This window comes from Niabella sp. ZPM-14 (assembly GCF_055693045.2).
Genome location: NZ_CM181148.1, coordinates 2,337,599 through 2,357,291, shown reverse-complemented (window position 1 = coordinate 2,357,291; position 19,693 = coordinate 2,337,599). Strand labels below are relative to the sequence as shown.

The window sequence follows — 19,693 nt, the reverse complement described above, 5'->3', positions numbered from 1 at the left end:
TGCTAAGGGTCATATACGTTTTAAATAAATTTCGATCCTGCTGTAACTTTTTTTGAGGCTGTCCGTATTAGCAGGTTACAACAAACAAACGCAACCATGTAATGATTTCGGGATTGATCGCTTTACCTGTGTGAAAACATACTGTCAAGCATGAACCCCGCCTATACCAATTATATATGAGAAAAAAATGTATACTCCTGAATCTTCTTTGCTTTGTGTTATTCCTGGGTCGGTCTTACAGTCAGCAGGCCACGATCAGCGGTTATGTGATCGATAGCAGCATCGACGCGCCGCTGGTCAATGCTTCGGTGGTATTGCTTCAGGCAAAGGATTCGTTTATCCTGCAGGATACCCGCGCGGCTAAAGATGGCCGCTTTTCTTTTACCAACCTGCCAGCCAACGGCGATTATATTCTGTTTTTCAGTTATCCGCGTTATGTCGATTATGCGCATATCATCGCGCCGGACGACTGGAAAGGCGGCGTTGTTGACATGGGTAAAGTATCTCTTATACAAAGAGAGAAGTTTCTCGAAGAGGTAATCGTTAAATCGCGTGTAGCAGCCATAAAGATCAAAGGCGATACGACCGAATACCTGGCAGACAGTTTCAGGGTGCAACCCAATGCGTCTGTTGAGGACCTTCTGAAACAGTTACCCGGACTGCAGGTAGACCAGTTTGGGAATATCACTGCGCAGGGTCAGAAAGTGAAAAAAGTATTGGTCGACGGCGAAGAGTTCTTTAGTGATGATCCAACGCTGGCGACGCGCAACCTGAGGGCGGATATGATCGACAAAGTGCAGGTGTTTGACAAGAAGTCTGACGCGGCGGCATTTACAGGAATCGAAGACGGCGTGCGCGACAAGACCATCAACCTGAAGATCAAGGAGGACAAGAACCACGGTATTTTTGGCAAAGCAGACGCAGGAGCGGGAACCAATGACCGGTACAACGCGCAAGGCGTCGCCAATTTTTTCAAAGGAAAGAGAAGAATGTCTGCCTTTGCCACCGCGAGTAATATCGGGCGCATCGGTCTGGGATCGGCTGACAAGCAAAAGATCGGAGACGGGGATGATGGCGATGAGAACTACGACGGCAAAGGCTTGCCTACGTCGATCTCCGCGGGCCTGCATTACGATAAAAAATGGAAAGGCGATACAGCATCTATCAATGGAAATTATAAGTTCAATAACCTGGACGTGACGGGCAACGAGACGAGGATCTCTCAAAACAATCTTCCGACCGGCCTGATCCTTAGCAACACGGAAGCGAGCTTCAATAACAGGAATACCGATCATCGCGCCAACGCAAAGTATATTCACAAGTTCGACACGACGAGCACGCTCACCATCTACGCAGATGGCCGGCTTCACAACACTCAAACGACTAATGTAAGCAGCACGTTGAACCGCCGGGGCGACAGATCTTTGTTGCTCGATAATCAAAGCAATAGCTTTAACGATTACAACCTTAACACTTACGACCTGAATGTTAACTGGGAAAAGAAATTGAAGAAGTATGGAAGAACGCTCTCTTTTTATCTTACCAATAATTTTTCCGACGACAACGCCTCAGGTGAAAGCCGTTTTACGAGTAATTTTTACGACGCACAAAGCAATCTGGACAGTTCAACGGCGCTGAACCTGAGAAAGGAAATGAATGACAACTGGCGCAGCACCAGTTTAAATGTCAACTACACAGAACCGCTGTCTTCGCGCCTTTCGCTGATCGTTAACTATACTTTTGATAATGACGCCATGAACGATGACAAGCGCTCTTTCAATTTATTGTCAGCGTCGCCGGGCAGTGTTGACTCGTCTTTTAGTACTATCATGAACACAGCGATCTTCAGCAACCAGGCCGGAGCTTCTCTCAACTATACCGTCAAGAAGCTTGTTGTCAAAGTAGGCAATAATGTGAAGTTGGTCAATATGGATCTGGATAGCAGGTTGAACCATATCAATGTGCAAAAGCGCTTTACGAACCTGAATCCTAATGCCAACTTCAATTATAAATTCAGCAATTATAAGGCAATCAACATCAATTACAATGGAGCCGCCAACAGCCCGGGGTATACGCAGCTCCTGCCTTTCAGTTATAATAATACGCAGGTTGTACGGTTTATCCCTAACCTGGATTTGCGCAACAGTTTTACCAATAATATCAACGGATATTTTTATGAAAGTAAGATCCTGACCAGCGTGTATTATGGCGGTAATGCGGGTTATACGATCACATCCAACCCAATCGTACAGTCCATCCAGGTGAGCCCGTCAGGCACCTACACTTATCAGTACGTGAATATGCCGGGGTATAATAACAGCAATTATTATTTCAATACGTATTACTCTAAAAAGATCAAGGGTATTGACCTGCAGACCGGTGTGTCAGCTAATTTCAATGGTGGTACTACTTACAGCCCGATCAACAATGAAGTCAATAAGCTGGATTACCATACGTATGCGCTGGCGTTGGAGACCTTTAAAAGCCAGATGAAGAAATACAGTATTTACCTGGTAGCGCAAGGTGGTTATACCGTTAATGCTTCGTCGCTGCAGCCAGATGCGAAAAACAACTATTTTTTCTATACGGTGAATCCTTCTGTAGACGTGTACTTTCTTAAGAAGTTTCAACTGCATACCGATGCCAATTATTTATGGCAACAAAAGACGCAGGCCTTTAATGACAACTTTGACCGCATGATATGGAACGCATGGATCGGAAGGAACTTCTTGAAAAATGACCAGCTGACCGTGAAGATATCCTGCAACGATATTTTAAACCAGAACAATGGATACGCAAGAACGGCGACGAACACGTTCTTTTCCGAGAACCGGTATACCACGATCAGGAGGTTTTTCATGATCGGTGCTACCTGGAGCTTTACAAAATTCAATAACCTGAAGCAATAAATAAGAGCTATGATACGCTTTCAATATATCAGAAACATGAAAACAGTACTATCACTAACCGTCTGCTTATTGCTGTCTGCGGTTGGCTTTAGCCAGCATGCTGCATTCCTGGAAACCGGCAAGATCCGGTATGAGCGAAAAGTCAATACGTTCGCTGCCATGGGCATCTTCCTGAGAGAAACGAAGCAGGTGCCGGAAGACCAGATCGGAACATTCATGCAGAACTATCGCAACACGGCACCGCAGTTCTGGACAGATAGCTTCGACCTGCTGTTTGATCAGCAGCATACGTTGTACCAACCCGTGAATCCCGACATTGATTTCTCAAAGACCTTCGCCATTCCTGTGGCCTATAAGAATAAAGTATATAGCAATTTCGAGAAGCAGGAAGTGCAAACCGTGAAGCATGCCTTTGAAAAGGTATTCTTCGTAAAGGATTCTGTCAAGAAGATCAAATGGAAACTGACCGACGAGACCAGGGAGATTGCCGGCTATCAATGCCACCGGGCGAATGCTTTATTTTTCGACTCGATCTACGTTGTCGCTTTTTATACAGATGAAATTCTCACCAGGGGTGGTCCCGAATCTTTCAATGGATTGCCGGGTATGATCTTAGGCATTGCCATCCCTCACCAGCATATCACCATTTTTGCAACAAAGGTTACCGGTTTCAACACTGATCCCGCTCAATGGCCGTTGCCGCAGCAGGGCAAGAGCACGCTCACCAATAACAAAGAGTTCAATATCACTACAGCGAAAATGTTGAAAGACTTTAAGCTTACTTCCGATTGGGTGCAGTTTTTCATGGACATGTAACATAGCCGGAGGCCTCCTGCTTTTTAATCAATATAAGACGCCGGCTCAAAAGCATGGAGCTTTCGCACCCGCCGATGCGATCTTTCGGGCTGGATTCTTCCGGGCCGGTTAAGAGCGCAACGAATACGAAGCATAGAGCGAACAATCCGCCCCCGTTTCTTCGTCTTTTTTGTCCCCGTTGCCGGCGCGGCTGAAGCTCTTGCGGACAGGTGGGGCAGGACGCTGTGAGACACCTTCCTTTTGCCAGGTGTCCATTGTTGTGTTCCCATTGGTCATCCAAAACGTCCACTTTGTCCCCGAATAGCGCATATTTAAATGCTTCAAACTCAGGCCGAAAACGCTTTATCTAAAAAAATTAGGGATTCATCCTTTAAAAGCCTCGTTTCGTCGAATAGCAATCAATCCATAGCTAAAGTCGGCTTATTTTTACAATGGTTTAGAGGGCAAGAGTGGGCTACGGGGCCTTTCCAGGCCATTGTTTGCCCCTCTTTTTTTAAACATGGTATTTGTATTATTCACCCAATTAATAAAAGTGAGCATGAACAATTTGATATCGCATTCCGGAATTTATAGGGCCATAAATATGAATAACATGTCGGGTGAAAAAAACAAGGAGAAGGAAATGAAGCAACTCATTTTTGAGCCGCTGGAATGGCAGGAAAATGAATTTATCGCAGTAGCCAAAAATTCACTCGGATTATTTAAAATTGATAAATACTCTTTTGAAGCAGCGCTCATCATCCGCGGGATCAATGAGCATGTGATACTGGGCCGGTTCGACTCGATTGAATCTGCTAAAGCTAAAGTACAATCTGTTTGGGATGCCTATCTGAGGATGATCTGATACTTGTTTAAGTGTTGTTACCTATCACACCTGAAGATCCACTGCCAGACTTATGCCTTAAAAAATATTATACAGACCAAAACTAACTGCTTATCTGTATAAAGGCTCGTTATCCAACTACACGAGTCGAGTGGAACGAAAAAGCATCGCTGTAAAAGGCGATGCTTTTTATATATAGGCTATATGCATCGATGTGACGCAGCACTAGCACGCATGGTTGAATTCCTGCCAATGGTTAAAGATGATCAAGTACTTTTGCCCAAAATTTTTCAGCATGGCGATTACCTGGAACAATTGTTTTTCCTCCAGACGGTACGGGATTGAAAATACAACGCAGGATACCAGAAGCGATTTTGAGCGGGACTGGGACCGGATCATCTTTTCCAGTCCTTTCCGGAGACTGCAAAATAAAACGCAGGTGTTCCCCCTGCCCGAAGAAATCTTTGTTCATAACCGGCTTACCCATTCACTGGAAGTAGCCAGCGTGGGGCGATCGCTCGGCGGCCTGATAGGCGAGCAGATAGCAACATTGCCCGAGGTGCAGGCTGATGCCAACGCAGCAACATTTTATCAGAACGACCTGAAATACGTGGTAGCGGCTGCCTGCCTGGCACATGACCTGGGCAACCCCGCCTTCGGCCATTCAGGCGAAGATGCCATTTCCAAATATTTCAAAAGACGTGATACGCATAAGGAAGAAGATCTCGCGTTCAAACAATTGTTCAGCGCAGCTCAATGGAAAGACCTGACCACTTTTGAAGGCAATGCCAACGCGCTTCGCATATTGACGATGCATCTGAACGGCCGCGCCAGGGGCGGCTTCCGGCTTACCTACAGCACGCTGGGTTCTATCATTAAGTATCCCTGCGAGTCGCTGGCCTCAGGCGTGAAGGGGCAGGTGCACCGGAAAAAATATGGTTACTTCAGCATCGACCAGCAAGTGTTTGAAGATATCGCCCGGGAGCTGCACATGGAGCAGGAGGAGAACGAAGAGAAAGTGGTGTACAAGCGTCATCCTTTTGTATATATCGTAGAAGCGGCCGATGATATCTGCTACAACATTATCGACTTTGAAGACGCCCATCGGCTGGGACTTTTATCCTACGAAGAAGTGCACGATCATTTTCTGGCTATCATACAACATCAGACCAGCAACCTCGACCGGGTAAGGCAGATTGCAGCAGACTTATCAGAAGATCCCAATGAAGCCATTGCTTACCTGCGGGCCAAGGCCATTGGCGTGTTGATCCATAAATGCAGCCAGGTGTTCTGGTCGCATCGCGAAGAGATCCTGACCGGAAATTTTAACCAAAGCCTGACCGATGCTATCCCGGATATGCAGGAAGCATTGCAACAGATCGCCCGCTTGTCCGTGGAACGGATCTATAATGCTAAAAAAGTCATCGAGCTCGAGATCGCCGGTTTTCGCATCATGTCTGGTCTGGTTGAGGACTTTGTCACCGCGGCGCTGACGCCGGCCGACAGGCGCGATAAAGAGCAAAAGAAGATGCTGGGCCTGCTGCCGCAGCAGTTCGTCTTTGATGAAACGGGCACTCCTTATGAAAAAGTAATGCGGATACTGGATTTTATTTCCGGGATGACAGATGTGTATGCGCTCAAGCTGTACCGCAAACTGCGCGGAATCGAGGTTTGAGAGGCTATTCAGCCACGATCACCTTCACGCCGGTCTTTTCAATTTTTGAAACAGTTGATGGGTTCACGCCATTGTCTGTAATGATATAATCGATCTGGTCCAGGTTGCAGATCTTTCCGAGGCCGCGCCGGTCAAACTTGCTGTTGTCGGCCAGGACCACCACCGTCTGTGCCAGCGCGATCATTTTCTGGTTCAGGCTCGACTCCATAATATTTGTGATCGTAAGCCCGTGTTCCAGGTCAATCCCGTCAACACCCAGAAACAAGACGCCGCAGGAAAGCTCTTCCAGTATTTTTTCGGCAAAAGATCCGGCCGTGGAAGAGGAACTTTGGTGCACCAGCCCGCCTAGTTGCAACACTTCTACATTAGGCCGGTTGCACAACTCCAGCGCTACTTTTAATGCAGGCGTGATCACCACTACTTTTTTCTCTGGATATAAAGCGCGTGCCAGTTCATAGACCGTCGTGCCCGAGCCGATCATGATCGAATCGTTTTGCCCGATCATGCCCAGCGCGACCCTGGCGATTTTCTTTTTTTCGTCCGACTTGATAAACTCCTTCTCGTTGATCGGCCGTTCGATGGCGTATGGATTTTGCATTGACGCACCGCCTCGGGTGCGGAACAATAGTTTTTTTTCTTCCAGCAGTTTCAGATCCTTTCTCACTGTTACCCCGCTGACATTCATTTCCTCGATCAGCTGGGGAATATTCAACTTGCCGTCCTCCTGGAGCTTCTGCAGTATCAGCTGATGTCTTTCTGTAATTGATTTCATTCCTGTGCGTTTTTTGCTTTTAGTGGTTGATCATAGTTGCCGGCGATGATCCGTTCCGTTTTCACGCGACCTGCTGCTTATGTCTGACGGGCCGATGGCGAAGCGCCCAGGTTGCGTTGGGACTGATTGAATTTGGTTTGAGCAAAAGTGATATTAATTCATCACAATTTCAAAAACTTTATAAAACTTTCGAAATAATTAATGTTGAGCGTGTTTTATCCCGTCAAAATCATTTCAAAAGATTTTTTTTATTTAAAAATACTTTTATTTACTTAAATAATATTACATTTGGTTTCAGATTGTACTTGCTGTGATACAAAAAGCACGAGTGTTTGCCATAGAAAACGATTAATAATTCCGACGAAACCTGCTTCTTGTGCTCATAATTTGTTTACAGCCCGGTAACAATTTGTTTAAATGTGTTTCATTTTTTTGTTTTTTAAAATTTATTAATACTAAAAATGAAACAAAATTTAAGATCACCCTTTAATATCAAACGATGAGTAAGCCCTTCCCCCAACAAAGGCTGCTGCGCGCAGCCGTCCGTTTATATAACGAACCCGGCGATCCCGCCTTTTCTTCCATCATACAGAACGATGCTTTTATGAATCTTTTTTTTAAGACCACTGCCGGCTTCAAACCCAGGGGCCTGAAACGTTTCTATTTGTTATTTCTTGCCGTGCTCGCAGGGTTCGCCGCGTCCGCGCAAAATGCACCCCGGACGATCACCGGTAAGGTGACCGACGAAAAAAATCAGCCGGTGGCCGGTATCAGTGTCACACTCGATAGCTCGGCCGTAGGAACCACTACCAACCAGGACGGTGTTTACTCATTGACCTTTACGCAAGATGCACAGCAGCTCAATTTCACCGGCGTCGGCTACGCTTCCAAAAACGTGGCCATCGGCAACCAGGCAACCATCAATATCAGCCTGGAGCGCGATGTGGCCAATCTCGGCGAAGTGGTGGTCGTGGGTTATGGGACCCAGAAGAAGATCAACCTGACCGGATCGGTGTCCCAGATCAGCAGTGAGCAATTAGAGCGCCGCCCCAACCTGTCCACTTCGGCCGCATTGCAAGGATTGGCGCCGGGCGTGACCGTAACGCAGCAAACCGGTTCCCCGGGAGGAGATGCAGGACAGATCCGCATACGGGGTATTAACTCTTTCGGCGGTTCCAACAGTGCGCCGCTGGTGATCATTGATGGGGTGGCCGGATCCATCGATGATGTGGACGCCAACCTGATAGAATCCATATCTGTATTGAAAGATGCCGCTTCAGCAGCTATCTATGGATCGAGGGCCGCCAATGGTGTGATCCTGATCACTACCAAAAGAGCGAAGGACAAAATGTCCGTTCTCTACCGTGGTTATATCGGCCAGCAGCGCCCCACCGCGATTCCGGAAGTGACAGATGGCCTTACTTATATGAGGGTGTTTAACGACGCCAGCATGAATGACAACGGGATCAGGATTTACAGCGATGAAGACATTGCTGCTTTCAAAGCCAGGTATGATGAGAACCCTGCTAACTACGATTGGCAGGACGCCATCCTCCAAGGCAATGGACTGATGCAAAATCATTTTGTGTCGCTGACCGCCAACAGTGGCATTGTAAGGGTCAACCCGTCATTAAGTTATGCCGATCAGAATGGTATTATAAAGAACACCAATTTCAAAAGGTATGTGTTCCGGAACAACATGGACATCACGCCCAATGAAAAATTCAATATCAAATTTGACATCGCGGTTACCAACAAGAACCGCAGGCAGGTAGCGAGCGAAGGAACCATCTGGAATTATCTCGGGCGTATGCCGACCAATATCCCGATTCGCTACGGCGATCTGTGGTCAGACGGCTGGGTGAAGATCAATCCCGTGGCTTATATCGATGATGGCGGCAACCGGCAGTCCAACAACCTGGAGCTGTACGGTAACCTGAGCCTGAATTACAAGCCTACCGATTGGTTGTCTTTAACAGGTATGGTGGCCCCGCGCTACGTAACCACCAATGTTCACAACTTTACCAAAAGCGTGATGACGTATATCGAAGATGGTTCCGAAGCCGGCGCGGCCAACACGTTCACGGACCTTACTGAAACTTCTTACCGGTATCTCTATGGGACGTACCAGTTTTTTGCTACGGCACAAAAAAGCATCAGGGAGCACAACCTGAGCCTCATGGCCGGGGCTTCCAGGGAAACTTATGACGAAAAATACCTGATGGCCTATCGCCGGGACTTCGTCTATGATGATTACGAAGTGATTGGCGCGGGCGCCGACAACGAAACCAAAGACAACAACGGATCCCGCGATCAGTGGTTGCTCGTGTCGGGCTTTGGCAGATTCAATTACGATTTTAAAAGCAAGTATCTTTTCGAAGCGAATATGCGTTATGACGGTACTTCACGTTTCATCAAGGCCAACCGCTGGGCCGCTTTCCCTTCTTTCTCTGCAGGCTGGGTCATTTCCAAAGAGCCTTTTATGGAGCGGATCACGCCGGTGCTCAACTTCCTGAAAGTACGTGGTTCCTGGGGTAAGCTCGGCAATCAGAACATCGGTAGCTCTTATTATCCATTCTCCGAAACGCTTAACCTCAGCAGTGTATCCATGGGAGGCATTATTTACCAGATGATCGCACAATCCAATTTGTCCAATCCCGATCTGCGTTGGGAAGAGACGACCATGAAGGGCGTAGGCATCGAAGGTAGCCTGTTCAAAAAATGGTCCTTTACTTATGAATGGTATGATAAGAAAACCGACGGCATCCTTTTAAAGTTAAATACCTCGCAGCTGACGGGTCTGGGTTCACCTTACCAGAACGCGGCGCTGGTGTCTAACAAAGGCTGGGAGTTTTCCACGCGCTATGATGATCAGTGGGGCGATTTCCGCTTAGGGGTTGGATTCAATCTGTCCGATGTAAAAAATAGAATTGTGGATATGAAGGGTCAGACCTCCGGTGCCTTGCTGCGTCAGCAGGAAGGATACGCCATCAACTCCATCTACGGTTACATCGCTGAAGGGTTCTATCAGTCGCAGGAAGAAATTGACAACGGCCCGGTGCAGTTTGGAACTTTGAAACCGGGGGATGTAAGATATAAAGACATTGCCGGCGCCTTTGATGATAACGGTAATGCTATTCCCGACGGAAAGATTACCGATCTCGATAAAGTCATCATCGGCAGCACCATCCCCCGATACACTTATGGCGGCAATATCGATCTGGGCTGGAAAGGCATCAGCCTGACGGCTTTAATACAAGGTGTAGGCAAGGCGGATGGGTATCTCAACGCTCATTATGTGATCCCTGCAGCCAATTCGAGTGCCATCAAGCCGTGGCAGTTAGACTATTGGAGCGAAGACAACCGGGACGCCGCACTGCCACGGGTTTCTATCACTTCTACCAACAACACGCAAAACTCCACTTTGTGGATGCGCAGCGCTTCCTATCTGCGCCTGAAAAATATTCAGCTGGGCTACCAGATCCCGCAACACATCGTGAATAAAATGAAGCTAAAGAACGTTTTCGTGTATGTCAACGGTCAGAACCTGTTGACGAAAACCAATTTTTATGAAGGATATGATCCGGAGATTAACTACAACGCGGCTGTGTCGGATGGTGTATCGCTGGGCGATGGCAACTACTATCCGCAGGTGAAGACCTTCACATTTGGTATCGATGTAAAATTTTAAAAACGGAACAAGCCTTCTGTAATATCGGCGGCAAAGCCGCGAATTAAAAAATATCCGACCAATAAAATATAAAAACAATACGGATGAAACAGCTTTTTACAACAAAAACATTCATAGCTGCATTGCTCTTCTCAGCTATGGCGCTGCCTTCCTGCGATTTAGACCGTTTGCCTCTCAACGGCCCCTCTACAGAAACGTTCCCGGCGTCCGAAAAGGAAGCGACCATGGGATTGTTTGCGGCCTATCAATCTATCAGTCAGCTCGATGCCTCGAGCACACCGATCTGGCATGTGATGGATAATATCACAGACATTGGCTACGCGCGGCCCGGCAATAACTACACATCACCCATCACCAGTGCGTTAACGACGGACAATGCATTAGCCGTGAAGCCGTGGGAATTTCATTATAAAACGATAGCACGCTGTCATGCGGTGCTCGACAAGTTGCCCGGACTCAAAAGTGAGATCGGTGAGACTGCCTATAATCAGTTAGACGCCGAGCTTCGCTTCATCAGGGCTTATTGTTATTCGCAGCTGATTGAATTATACGGAGCGGTGCCGTTGATCAAGCAGGCGGTGGGCCTGGGCAATTCTAATGTGGAGCGCACGCCCAAAGCGACCATTGAGCAGTTCATCCTGGATGAGCTGACAGAGATCGCGGAGCGGCTCCCTGTTTCACAAGCGACTTACGGTAACGTGAGGGCCTCCAAAGTGGCTGCCTACATGCTGAAAGCAAGAGTGGCGCTGTATTCCAGGAAATTTCCGATGGCAGCCGAAGCAGCCAGGCAGGCGCTTGATCTGTCAGAAGGCGTATTTAATCTGACTGAATTTAATCAGACGATCAATTTTGCCGGGAAGAATCATACGGTCGGCGAACCCAACCCCGCCAATATCTTTGGACATGAGGGCTATACCGGCAGCAAAGAATGGATCTGGGTGGCCGAGTATAACAAAGCGATTAGCGGTAATACCCACAACCAGCAATATTACGGAGCCTCCCGGCTGGGTAAAGGAGTTTGTTACTGGGGGCCTACGCAAGATCTGATCAACACTTTTCAATGCACGGACGGGTTGCCGATCACGGAGTCTCCGCTGTATGATGCGTCAAAGCCTTTTGAAAACAGGGATCCCCGGCTCGATATGTATTGTGTCAGACCCAACTCCCGTTATTTAGGCTACCAGTTTGAGCCCAATACGACTTTCAAAACGGTCAATAATTATTGGCCTGTGCTGAATGGCCAGTCCACTACTCCCGGTTCGGTGAGCAACACGGATGCTACCAACGCCTACCGGTCATTCAGTGGTTATTTGTGGCGCAAGCATATTGATATTGCAGACTTCAACTCCACTTCCGTGAGCGGTGTGTCCGATATGAACGTCGGCATCTTCCGGTTGGCTGAATTATTACTGATCTATGCAGAAGCCAAAATAGAAGCCAATCAATTAGACAACACTGTGTATGAAGCGATCAACCGCGTGCGCCGCAGGGCCAGGATGCCCGATCTGCCGACCGGTCTGTCTCAGGCACAACTGAGAAAGGCATTAAGATATGAACGGAAAATAGAACTCGCCAATGACGGATTGAGATGGTATGACCTGCGTCGATGGGATATTGCGAAAACAGTGATGAACGGAGTGATCTATTTAAACCGTGATGCCAAGGCCTGGACCAGTGCGGTCGTTACCGGTTTTGATGAGAGTTATACACCGATCTATAACGCCGCTGAGGCCAAAAAATATTTCACTACGCAGGAAGTGGTGTTCCGTGAAAACAAAGATGAGTTGTGGCCGGTGCCCAAATCAGAGATGGATGCAAGTGATAAACTGACGCAGAACCCGGGCTATTAAAGGTCCGGCGTTCAAAGCCCGTGTGGAATAAATTAAGAGACAAAGAAGCGCTACAGCAACTAATTTTAAAGAATGACAAGATTGTTTCGCCCCGAAAACCGAAGATGGTTCATCATAGCCGTGATCTTCATCGCCATTGTCTTTAATTATGTGGACCGGCAGGTAGTGTCTATCCTGAAGCCCGTGTTAAAGATGGAGTTCAACCTGGATGACAATGGCTATGCGGTCATCATCAATGTGTTCACCATTTGCTATGCGCTCATGTATCCGGTAACCGGGTGGATGGTCGACAAATTCGGGGCGAAGCTGGTCATGTTCTATGGGGTGTTGACCTGGTCCGTAGCCTGCATTGGTGGCGGGTTTGCGCGCAGTGTGGGGCAGCTTGCCTTCTTTCGTGGATTGCTGGGCGCTGCAGAACCCACGAATTTTCCTTCACAGCTCAAAGTAGTTGCCGTGTGGTTTCCCGGAAAATTAAGAGCGACTGCCAATAGCCTTTGTGTGGCAGGAAGCTCTATCGGAGCCATCATAGCGCCGCCCACCGTGGCCTGGCTCGCCATCCGCTACAACTGGCAAACCGCTTTTATCGTTCTGGGTGCAATCGGCCTGCTCATCGCCGTTCTATGGAAATGGGTGTACCGCGATCCGCCGCCCCGCGTCATGCAGGAAGCGCTCGAAGATGCCCCGGAAGCTGCCGACACCACTGGCTTTTCATGGAAGGCGTTGTGGAAGACCAAAAGTCTGTGGGGTATTCTTTTGATCAGGTTTGTAAGCGATCCTGTGTGGTATTTCTGTTTGTTCTGGCTGCCCGGCTATTTGCAGGAAGAGTCAGGGCTTTCGCTGGCACAGGTGGGCATGTTTGGCTGGATCCCCTTCCTGGTGGCCGATCTCGGCGCGATCGGTACCTCCGCCTGGTCTGACAGGTTGGTGCGCAAAGGATATGCGCCGCTGCGGGCAAGAAAGGTGATGCTCACAACGGTCGCTTGTTTCGCTCCGCTGTGTGTGTTCGCGCCCTATCTTCCCAATGCAGCCAGCACGCTCGCCGTATTCAGTATCGTGGCGGTCGCCTGCCTGAGCTGGTTGTTCACCATCAGTGTCGTTGTCGCCGAAGCATTCCCTGTGAAAAATGTAGCAAGTGTACTGGGCATTGCCGGTGGATTCGGAGCGCTGGGCGCTGTGCTCTTCAATTATTTCGTCGGTTCCTTCATGGGCACGATCGGTGCCGGAAAAATATTTATCGCCATGGCCGTTTTACATCCGATCGCCGTATTAGTGCTTTGGACCATGGTGAAACGCGAACAGCCCAACAACAATCGTCAACAAGCAAAAGCAATAATATGATGCATACAATTACAGAAGCAGCAAAAGAAATTCCGGTTAGATCCCAGGTCGATGTGCTGGTGATCGGCGGGGGCCCTTCCGGTATCATGGCCGCCCTCGCTGCCGCAGAAGACGGCGCCAAAGTAATGCTGGTCGAGAGCCGCAGTTTTGTGGGGGGCAACATGACCATCGGCCTGCCCATATTAGGTTTCCTGGGTCAGAAAGGCAACCAGATCATCAAAGGGCTTCCACAGCAATTGATCGATCGCCTAAAAGCGGTGCAGGCATCCAGCGAACACCGTCCCTGCCCGCTTCATATGAGCCTTACACTCGTGGAGCCGGAAGCCGTGAAAACCGTGGCATTGCAGATGTTGGTAGAAGCCGGGGTAGAAATCCTGTTTTACGCATTCTGCGCCGAAGTCATCAAAGACGATGATGAATTAAAAGGAGTGATCGTTGAAAGTAAAGCAGGACGCGAAGCGATCCTGTCGAAAGTAGTGATCGATTGCAGCGGTGATGCCGATGTCGCTTTCAAGGCAGGCGTACCCTGTGAGTATGGAAACGAACAAGGCGGCGTGCAACCGCCTACCTTAATGTTCTGCCTCGGCGGCGTTGATACCGAAAAGCTGCGCCTGAGCATTGCCGAAGAACCGCGCACCTATCTCACTGATTTTATTCCTGCTGAATACTTCGGCCAGAACAACCAGTTTGTACTGGTAGGAATGCGCAACCTGATCAACAAGGCAAAAGAAGAAGGCCTGCAGCTGCCTACAGAACGTACCATCCTGATCACGGGTTTAAGAAAAGGAGAAGTATGGGTGAATATGACACGGGTCAATGGGGTCAATGGAACCGATCCCGGAAGCCTTACCCAGGGCGAGATCGAAGGGAGAAAACAGATCGAAGATATTCAGCGCTACCTGATTGAGTATGTGCCGGGTTTTGAAAATGCCTATTTCCTCAAGACCGCGCCATTCCTGGGCATCCGGGAAACCAGGCGTATCAACGGACTCTACACCATGGACCGCGACGATATCATGAGCTGCCGTCATTTTGATGATGCCATTGCCGTCGCCAGTTACCCGCTTGATATTCACCATCCGGTCGGAGGGGGCTGCACGTTAGAGTGGTGCGGCGATTGTTACGACATACCCTACCGTTCGCTCGTTCCCCAAAAAATAAAAAACCTGCTGGTGGCCGGAAGGGCGATCTCCACGACGCATGAAGCGATGTCTGCCATACGGGTGATGGCGCCTTGCATGGCGATGGGAGAGGCAGCCGGGCGTGCAGCTAAAATGGCGATCGCCACAGGAAAGCAACCTGCCGATATCGATGTTAAAAGCCTGCAAAAAGAATTATCAGATAAAGGCGCTTACCTGCGCGAGCCGGTAGCGGTATAAATCAATCAGGATGTCAACTTCAAGAAGAAAATTTTTACAACACCTGGGATTCAGTACCGCGGCGGTATCTATGGCGCCTTTGATGGTCGGTGCTGAAAACTGGTCAACAGCAAGAGCAAAAAATTTACACCGTGTGCTGTCCTGCAACATCCGCGTGGCATTGCCGGAAGATGAAGCGAAAGGCGTGGGCTGGAATCAACGTAAAGACATTTGCCTTCAGATCATTAAAAAACAACAGCCCGATATCGTCTGTTTCCAGGAAGTACTGAAAGTGCAGGCGGAAGATATCCGCAAGGCTTTTCCCACTTTTCAGCTCGTGGGTTTTGACGGGCCCGAAATGGATGCGCATCCCGAAGGCTATCACGGGATTGCCAAAAACCCCATTCTTTTTTCGAAAGAGCGATACGAGCTCCTGGCAGCGGGTGTTTACTGGCTTTCAGAGACGCCCCTCGTAGCGGGAAGTAAGTCCTGGGATACGGCACGCGCCAGGCACGCAAACTGGGTACGATTGCGCGATAGGAGCACGAAAAAAGAGATGAGAATCGTATCGCTTCATTTAGATCATGTATCCAATGAAGCCAAGATACAGCAGGCCAGGATGGTCGTAACCGAAAGCATGCAGTACCAGCCCGACTTTCCGCAGGTTATTGCCGGCGACTTCAACAGCCGCTTCGATAGCCCGGTTATGCATTCTCTCAGAACCGCTCAATGGAAAGAAAGTTATGAGATCTTGCATGGTCAAAAGGAGGCCGGTCATACCGGCCATGAGTTCCAGGGCACACATTACGAAAAGAGCGCTTCCAAAGGAAGGATCGATTATATCTGGTACCGCGGCAAAGTACAGCCGGCTCAGAGCAGGATCATCAAGGAGGACATAGGCGGCAAATTTCCCAGCGATCATTTCTTCATCGGTACTGATTTTACCCTCATTTAAAACGAAACAGATGAAACGTGTTTATATCATCCTTTTCATGTGTCTGTCAATGGCGCATTCCGGATTTGCACAGGACGCCTACCAAAAGCCGCGCCTGGAGCAGAAAGAATCCTGGTCGGTGATCATGGTTCCCGATATTCAGAACTATGTCAAATGGTCAAAGAACAAGCCCCTGCTCGACCTGATGATGGCCTGGATCGAAGATAATATTGATACCCTCAGTATCAAAATGGTCGTGGGTGTGGGAGATCTGGTAGAGAATAATGAAAAGATCACCACGGATTACGATGGCAATCAATCCACGCGACAGCAATGGGAATCCGCTTCCAAAGCCTTTTCCGTGCTGGATGGTAAAGTGCCTTACATAGCGGCCACCGGCAACCACGATTACAGCATCGACCGGCAGGGACATCGCAGTTCTCATTACGATGCGTATTTCAACGCTGATAAAAATCACCTCAACAAAAAAATGTTGGTACAAAACACCCGCAATGAGGCGGGTCAGCCAACGATTGAAAATGCAGCTTACGAAATGAAAGATATGAACGGCAAGGATTACCTGTTCATGACTGTTGAATATGGTCCCCGCGATTCTGTGCTCACCTGGGCGGGGAAAGTGGCTGCGCTGCCGCAATACAAAGATCACCGTGTCGTGCTCATCACGCACAACTATTTAAATACAAAGGATGAACATACCGGCGGAAAGATCAACTGGTTGTTTTGGGAGCCCTACAATGTGGACAACATGATCCGGAAATCTGACAAGATTGAAATGCCATTCGCCAACAATGGGCAGCAGATCTGGGAAAAGCTGGTGCAGCCTTCTGCCAACATCGAAATGGTTTTATGCGGGCATATTTCCGGTGAAGGATACCGGCTCGATAAAAACAAAGGCGGTAAGTCGGTACACCAGATCCTGTTTGATGCGCAATCCATGGGCGGTGGGCACCGCGATGGCAACGGCGGCGATGGCTGGCTTCGCATCCTTGAGTTTTTTCCTGATGGAAAGACGGTAAAGGTCAAAACCTTTTCCACGCTTTTCGGCGTATCTCCCACCACCCGACCTTATGCGTGGAAAAAAGATCCGCGCAATGAATTCAAGATAAAATTCGACTAAACCCAAAATATGCTTCTCTAACCCGCTTTTTCCGACCCGAAAAAGCCATAACGACAATTGCCCGATGAAACACGACACAACGATCACACAAAAATTAGGTATCCCCCAACCTTTACTCAGCGGATACCTTGGTATTATGTTATTCATGATGGGAGACGGAATGGAACAAGGATGGCTGAGCCCTTATCTCATTGAGCGGGGTATGAACATGCAGCAAACCGCCTCATTGTTCACGGCCTACGGCGTCACCATCGCCATTGCTTCCTGGTTTTCGGGCGTACTGGCTGAAACGTACACAGCGAAGAAAACCATGCTTATCGGGCTGATCATTTATCTAATAGGCACCGCCGGCTTTATCGGGATCGGGATGGATTCCCTGAATTTTCCCACCATGCTGATCACCTATGCACTGAGAGGCTTTGGCTACCCGCTCTTTGCCTATTCATTCCTGGTCTGGATCTCTTACCTGACTCCCAAAGACATGCTCGGGCGGGCAGTCGGTTGGTTCTGGTTTGTGTTTACCGGTGGCTTGAATGTATTAGGCGCTTTTTATTCCAGTTGGGCCATCCGCGAGCTCGGACATATACCGGCTTTGTGGAGCGCTGTGTTCTGGGTGTTGCTCGGCGCTTTGTTTGCGCTCGTCTTTAATAAAGCGCCATTTCCTGCTACCAACGAGCATCCCGGTAACAAATGGGCCGAGCTGTCGAAAGGGTTGACCATCGTAAGGCAGGAGCCCAAAGTGTTGATCGCTGGTATGGTAAGGGTCATTAACACGACGGCCCAATTTGCTTTTCCGGTATTTCTGCCGACCTACATGGCACAACATGGTTTCGACACCACGCAGTGGTTGTATATCTGGGGAACCATCTTCACCAGCAATATCGTATTCAACCTGATATTTGGATTTGTAGGCGACCGCTTCGGCTGGCAAAAGACCATCGTCTGGTTTGGCGGTGTTGGTTGCGGCCTCACCACCTTATTGCTGTTTTACCTGCCGCAGCAAGTGCCGGGTAATTACTGGCTCGTAATGACCGCCGGTATCCTTTGGGGCGCCTGCCTCGCAGGATATGTGCCGCTGTCGGCCCTAACGCCATCGCTCGTGACCAAAGACAAAGGCGCTGCGATGGCGATATTAAATCTGGGTGCCGGACTGGCTGTATTTGCAGGGCCAGCCATTGTAGGGCTGTTCATTGCGCCCTTCGGAAATGAAGGCGTGATCTGGATCCTGGCCGGGTTATACTTTCTAAGTGCGATACTTACGTTATTCATAAAACCAGATACCGCCCGAGCTCGCCAGGAAGTTGCAGTCCCTCAAATGGAAATAGACGCGCATGCCACCAACAGATAAAAGATCATTAAAAGATTATAAAACAGTATACGAATGAAAATTTTAGTAACCGCACCTTATCACGAACAAGGCTTGTTAGAACTTCAATTAAACTTTGGAGAAATAATTTATAAACCATGGAAAGCCAATGACCGCGCTTATAATGAAGAAGAATTGCTGCATCTTTTATACGAAACAGAAGCAGAGGCATTGATTACAGAGCACGACCATGTCACAGAAAAAGTCATCAATGAAAATGCGCACCTGCAATTTATCGGTGTATGTCGCGGCACGCCGTCAAACGTAGCACTGGCGGCAGCTACGCGGCATAATATTCCGGTGTTTTATACGCCGGCAAGAAATGCGCAGGCGGTGGTCGAGATGTTTATCGCCAACACCATCACGTTCATGCGCCACATCATCCCGGGCATGAACTGGTTGAAAGAGCGCAAATGGGAGGCAGGCGCTCATACGTCTTATCTCCAATTTAAAGGAGGCGAGCTCGCGGGAAAGACGATTGGTCTTATCGGGTTTGGTGCCATCGGGCAACTGATCGCTAAGCTGGTTGAAAATTACCCCTGCCAGATCCAATACTATGATCCTTATGTCGACGCCGCCCGTTTCCCGGATTACAAACAGTTGTCGCTGGAGGAAGTTTTTGCATCCAGTGATATTGTATCCGTCCATTTGCCCGTGACACCCGAGACGCAACAGCTGATTGATAAATCCCTGTTCCGGCTCATGAAGCCCGATGCTATTTTTGTCAATACCGCAAGAGCCGTGGTAGTCAACCGGAATGATTTATATGATGTGCTTTCCGCTCAAAAAATAAAGGGAGCGATCCTGGATGTGTTTGACAATGAGCCCCCCGATGAGCTGGATTACAAGATCATTGATCTGCCCAACGTGATGGCAACGCCCCATATTGCAGGCGCCACTTTCGAGGTGGAAGATCACCATGTGAGAATACTCAATGAAGCGTTGATCGGGTGGTATATTCATGATCGCAAAAACTCGGAAAAGATCTATAATAAAGAAGTACTTACCTCTAAAATTTAAACA

General features: G+C 48.6%; 13 protein-coding genes. 12 read left to right on the top strand and 1 reads right to left on the bottom strand.

All coding sequences use genetic code 11. The features are described from left to right. The first annotated feature begins 176 nt into the window (after window positions 1–176). The 4 genes from ACU37H_RS09965 (at window position 177) to ACU37H_RS09950 (ending at window position 6,223) form a co-directional block, all read left to right on the top strand. Window positions 177–2,909 (top strand): outer membrane beta-barrel protein, encoded by a 2,733-nt coding sequence (locus ACU37H_RS09965; RefSeq protein WP_472701669.1) that lies wholly within the window; start codon window positions 177–179, stop codon window positions 2,907–2,909. A 36-nt stretch (window positions 2,910–2,945) separates the two neighbouring features. Further along, entirely contained in the window at window positions 2,946–3,725 is a 780-nt protein-coding gene (locus ACU37H_RS09960; RefSeq protein ID WP_472701670.1) for a GLPGLI family protein, read from the top strand. 592 nt (window positions 3,726–4,317) lie between these two features. Then, window positions 4,318–4,569, top strand: coding sequence for a hypothetical protein (locus ACU37H_RS09955; RefSeq protein WP_472701671.1), 252 nt, complete (start codon window positions 4,318–4,320; stop codon window positions 4,567–4,569). A gap of 274 nt (window positions 4,570–4,843) precedes the next feature. Continuing rightward, on the top strand, window positions 4,844–6,223 hold the full coding sequence (locus tag ACU37H_RS09950) for a deoxyguanosinetriphosphate triphosphohydrolase (RefSeq protein ID WP_472701672.1): 1,380 nt from the start codon (window positions 4,844–4,846) through the stop codon (window positions 6,221–6,223). 4 nt (window positions 6,224–6,227) lie between these two features. On the opposite strand, the gene ACU37H_RS09945 is transcribed toward ACU37H_RS09950, so the two are convergent. Then, a complete protein-coding gene (locus ACU37H_RS09945; RefSeq protein WP_472701673.1) occupies window positions 6,228–6,995 on the bottom strand; it encodes a DeoR/GlpR family DNA-binding transcription regulator in 768 nt (255 codons plus the stop codon). A gap of 499 nt (window positions 6,996–7,494) precedes the next feature. Between ACU37H_RS09945 and ACU37H_RS09940 the strand changes: the two genes are divergently transcribed. The 8 genes from ACU37H_RS09940 (at window position 7,495) to ACU37H_RS09905 (ending at window position 19,690) form a co-directional block, all read left to right on the top strand. Then, window positions 7,495–10,686, top strand: coding sequence for a SusC/RagA family TonB-linked outer membrane protein (locus ACU37H_RS09940; RefSeq protein ID WP_472701674.1), 3,192 nt, complete (start codon window positions 7,495–7,497; stop codon window positions 10,684–10,686). Between the two features lie 83 nt (window positions 10,687–10,769). Then, window positions 10,770–12,536, top strand: coding sequence for a RagB/SusD family nutrient uptake outer membrane protein (locus ACU37H_RS09935; protein WP_472701675.1), 1,767 nt, complete (start codon window positions 10,770–10,772; stop codon window positions 12,534–12,536). A gap of 72 nt (window positions 12,537–12,608) precedes the next feature. After that, window positions 12,609–13,874 (top strand): MFS transporter, encoded by a 1,266-nt coding sequence (locus ACU37H_RS09930; RefSeq protein ID WP_472701676.1) that lies wholly within the window; start codon window positions 12,609–12,611, stop codon window positions 13,872–13,874. After that, window positions 13,871–15,253 (top strand): FAD-dependent oxidoreductase, encoded by a 1,383-nt coding sequence (locus ACU37H_RS09925; RefSeq protein ID WP_472701677.1) that lies wholly within the window; start codon window positions 13,871–13,873, stop codon window positions 15,251–15,253. Before ACU37H_RS09930 ends, ACU37H_RS09925 begins: the two co-directional genes overlap by 4 nt. A 10-nt stretch (window positions 15,254–15,263) precedes the next feature. Further along, the gene (locus tag ACU37H_RS09920; RefSeq protein WP_472701678.1) at window positions 15,264–16,187 is read left to right on the top strand and encodes an endonuclease/exonuclease/phosphatase family protein; all 924 of its coding nucleotides are present in this window, start codon (window positions 15,264–15,266) and stop codon (window positions 16,185–16,187) included. Between the two features lie 10 nt (window positions 16,188–16,197). Further along, window positions 16,198–17,304: a metallophosphoesterase family protein gene (locus tag ACU37H_RS09915; protein ID WP_472701679.1), complete on the top strand. Its 1,107-nt coding sequence runs from the start codon at window positions 16,198–16,200 to the stop codon at window positions 17,302–17,304. A gap of 64 nt (window positions 17,305–17,368) precedes the next feature. Continuing rightward, window positions 17,369–18,652: an MFS transporter gene (locus tag ACU37H_RS09910; protein ID WP_472701680.1), complete on the top strand. Its 1,284-nt coding sequence runs from the start codon at window positions 17,369–17,371 to the stop codon at window positions 18,650–18,652. A 33-nt stretch (window positions 18,653–18,685) separates the two neighbouring features. Further along, complete coding sequence (locus ACU37H_RS09905) at window positions 18,686–19,690, top strand: 2-hydroxyacid dehydrogenase (protein WP_472701681.1); 1,005 nt, start codon at window positions 18,686–18,688, stop codon at window positions 19,688–19,690. The last annotated feature ends 3 nt before the right edge of the window (window positions 19,691–19,693 follow it).

Bases quoted from the DNA above. Each gene is read 5' to 3' on its own strand.
- ACU37H_RS09950 (WP_472701672.1), top strand. From the start codon at position 4,844: ATGGCGATTACCTGGAACAATTGTTTTTCCTCCAGACGGTACGGGATT.
- ACU37H_RS09925 (WP_472701677.1), top strand. From the start codon at position 13,871: ATGATGCATACAATTACAGAAGCAGCAAAAGAAATTCCGGTTAGATCC.
- ACU37H_RS09910 (WP_472701680.1), top strand. From the start codon at position 17,369: ATGAAACACGACACAACGATCACACAAAAATTAGGTATCCCCCAACCT.
- ACU37H_RS09955 (WP_472701671.1), top strand. From the start codon at position 4,318: ATGTCGGGTGAAAAAAACAAGGAGAAGGAAATGAAGCAACTCATTTTT.
- ACU37H_RS09920 (WP_472701678.1), top strand. From the start codon at position 15,264: ATGTCAACTTCAAGAAGAAAATTTTTACAACACCTGGGATTCAGTACC.
- ACU37H_RS09940 (WP_472701674.1), top strand. From the start codon at position 7,495: ATGAGTAAGCCCTTCCCCCAACAAAGGCTGCTGCGCGCAGCCGTCCGT.
- ACU37H_RS09945 (WP_472701673.1), bottom strand. From the start codon at position 6,995: ATGAAATCAATTACAGAAAGACATCAGCTGATACTGCAGAAGCTCCAG.
- ACU37H_RS09935 (WP_472701675.1), top strand. From the start codon at position 10,770: ATGAAACAGCTTTTTACAACAAAAACATTCATAGCTGCATTGCTCTTC.
- ACU37H_RS09965 (WP_472701669.1), top strand. From the start codon at position 177: ATGAGAAAAAAATGTATACTCCTGAATCTTCTTTGCTTTGTGTTATTC.
- ACU37H_RS09960 (WP_472701670.1), top strand. From the start codon at position 2,946: ATGAAAACAGTACTATCACTAACCGTCTGCTTATTGCTGTCTGCGGTT.
- ACU37H_RS09930 (WP_472701676.1), top strand. From the start codon at position 12,609: ATGACAAGATTGTTTCGCCCCGAAAACCGAAGATGGTTCATCATAGCC.
- ACU37H_RS09915 (WP_472701679.1), top strand. From the start codon at position 16,198: ATGAAACGTGTTTATATCATCCTTTTCATGTGTCTGTCAATGGCGCAT.
- ACU37H_RS09905 (WP_472701681.1), top strand. From the start codon at position 18,686: ATGAAAATTTTAGTAACCGCACCTTATCACGAACAAGGCTTGTTAGAA.